The organism is uncultured Nisaea sp. (assembly GCF_963974195.1).
GTDB lineage: Bacteria > Pseudomonadota > Alphaproteobacteria > Thalassobaculales > Thalassobaculaceae > Nisaea.
This window is the reverse complement of sequence record NZ_CAXBDC010000208.1, coordinates 1-1,888: the sequence shown is the minus strand read 5'-3', so window position 1 is coordinate 1,888 and position 1,888 is coordinate 1. Positions and strand designations below refer to the sequence as shown.

Here is a 1,888-nt window from a genome sequence, read left to right as displayed (position 1 = left end):
TAGCCGACGAACGCCCGCTCGACCACGAATTCGGCCGGCTTGTTGTTCGCGCCTTCATTCAGGCCGGCTTTCTCCAGCAGTTCCTTGACGTCCTTGAGCATTGCCATGGAGCCGCAGATCATGCCGCGATCCGTTTCCGGATTGAGCGGGGGTACGCCGAGATCCTCGTACAGCTTTCCGCTTTCCATCAGATCCGTGATACGGCCCATCTTCGGGCTCTCTTCCCGGGTTGTCGTGGAATAGAGCGTGAGCTGAGCCCGGGCGAGTTCTCCGAACACTTCGTCCTCCTTCAGGGAGGCCACCAGCTCCTTGCCGTAATCCAGCTCGGCAACGTCGCGGCAGGTATGGGTCAGGATCAACTCGTCGAATTTCTCGTAGGTCTCCGGGTCGCGGATCACGGAGGCGAAGGGTGCGATGCCGGTGCCGGTGGAGAACATGTAGAGCCGTTTACCCGGTGTCAGTGCATCATTGACCAGCGTGCCGGTCGGCTTTTTGCGCATCAGCACGGTGTCGCCCGGCTGGATTTTTTGCAGATGCTCGGTAAGCGGGCCGTCCGGAACCTTGATCGAGTAAAACTCGATATTTTCGTCCCAGGACGGGCTGGCGATGGAATAGGCGCGGTAGACCGGCTTCTCCGCATTCGGCAGGCCGATCATGACGAATTCGCCGGAACGGAAGCGGAAGCTCTGCGGCCGTTTCATGCGGAAGCGGAACAGGCGGTCCGTATAGTGCTGCACCTCGGTCACGGTTTCCGCGAAGACTCCGTCCGGGATCGGAAAGCCGCCGGTGCCGCGTTCTTCTGCGCTGGCGGGAGCCGCCGCGTGACTGTCCATCATATTCATTTACCTGCTCACCTGTTGCGAGGGCCGACTGACACCGACGCCGCCGGTCATGATCCGGCAGCCTGAATTCTGTCGGCCCGTTAGAAGGGCGGCGACCGCCGTTTTCTATCGTTGGCGGTCGCCGGGATCAATCTTTCCATGCAAGGTGGGACCCACGGTCCGGGCCGTTGCATGGCTTTGAAAGGGTTGAAAGAGGATCAGGCGGCTGCCTGATCCCGGTTGCTTCGATCTTGCGGCTCGCCGCGGCTCACCGAGCCATCGGCATTGAAGTGGATGCCGCATTCCGTTTTGTCGGACTGGGCCCAGCGGCCCGAGCGGACGTCGGCTCCGGCAGCAGCCGGGTCGGTGCAGGGCGCGCAGCCAATGGAACTGTAGCCTTGTGCCTGCAAGGGATGGCGCGGCAGATCGCGGACCGTGAACTCTGCATCGATCCGGGATGCATCCCAGTCCGCGAGCGGGTTGAGGCGGATACGCTCGCCGAATTGCTCGATCATCTCGATCTCCGATCGCAGGCCGCCATGGGCGCGCTTGCGTCCGGTGATGATCAGGCCGAACGGCTGGATGGCCTGACGCATCGGCAGCACCTTGCGAAGGTTGCAGCAGGCATCGGGATCACTCTGCCAGAGCGTGCCGTCCCGGTCCTGACGCCGGATCAGCGCGGTCGACGGGGTGGCATTGCGGATATCTGTAAGACCAAGCCGGGCCGAGAGCTGGTCCCGGTAGCGCAGGGTTTCCTCGAAATGTTTCCCGGTATCGATGAAGATCACCGGCAGGTGCTTGTTCACCGAGGCGACGATATCCAGCAGCACGGCGGATTCCGTGCCGAAGGAGGCGATCACCGCGCTGCGGCCGGGAAATTCTTCTTCTGTGAGGGCGGCGAGCATGTCCTGCTCGCTCAGATTTCCGTAATCTTCGGTCAGCCGCCGGTGCAGGGCTGCCGTTTCGGCTTCGCTCTGATCCCAGCTGCGTGAATACCGGCTCGTATTGTCCGCGTGTATCCGTTCGATTGCTTGCGCCATGCTCGTTCTATCCTTCCAGCGTCGCTC

Annotated in this window: 2 protein-coding genes; both read right to left on the bottom strand. The window is 62.1% G+C overall.

Going from position 1 to position 1,888, the window contains the following annotated elements:
* The coding region (locus AAC126_RS22280) for a ferredoxin--NADP reductase (protein ID WP_339857673.1) at positions 1-836 on the bottom strand (836 nt) is incomplete at its 3' end.
* 203 nt (positions 837-1,039) lie between these two features.
* Entirely contained in the window at positions 1,040-1,861 is an 822-nt protein-coding gene (locus tag AAC126_RS22275; RefSeq protein WP_339857671.1) for a phosphoadenylyl-sulfate reductase, read from the bottom strand.
* Positions 1,862-1,888: the final 27 nt, after the last annotated feature.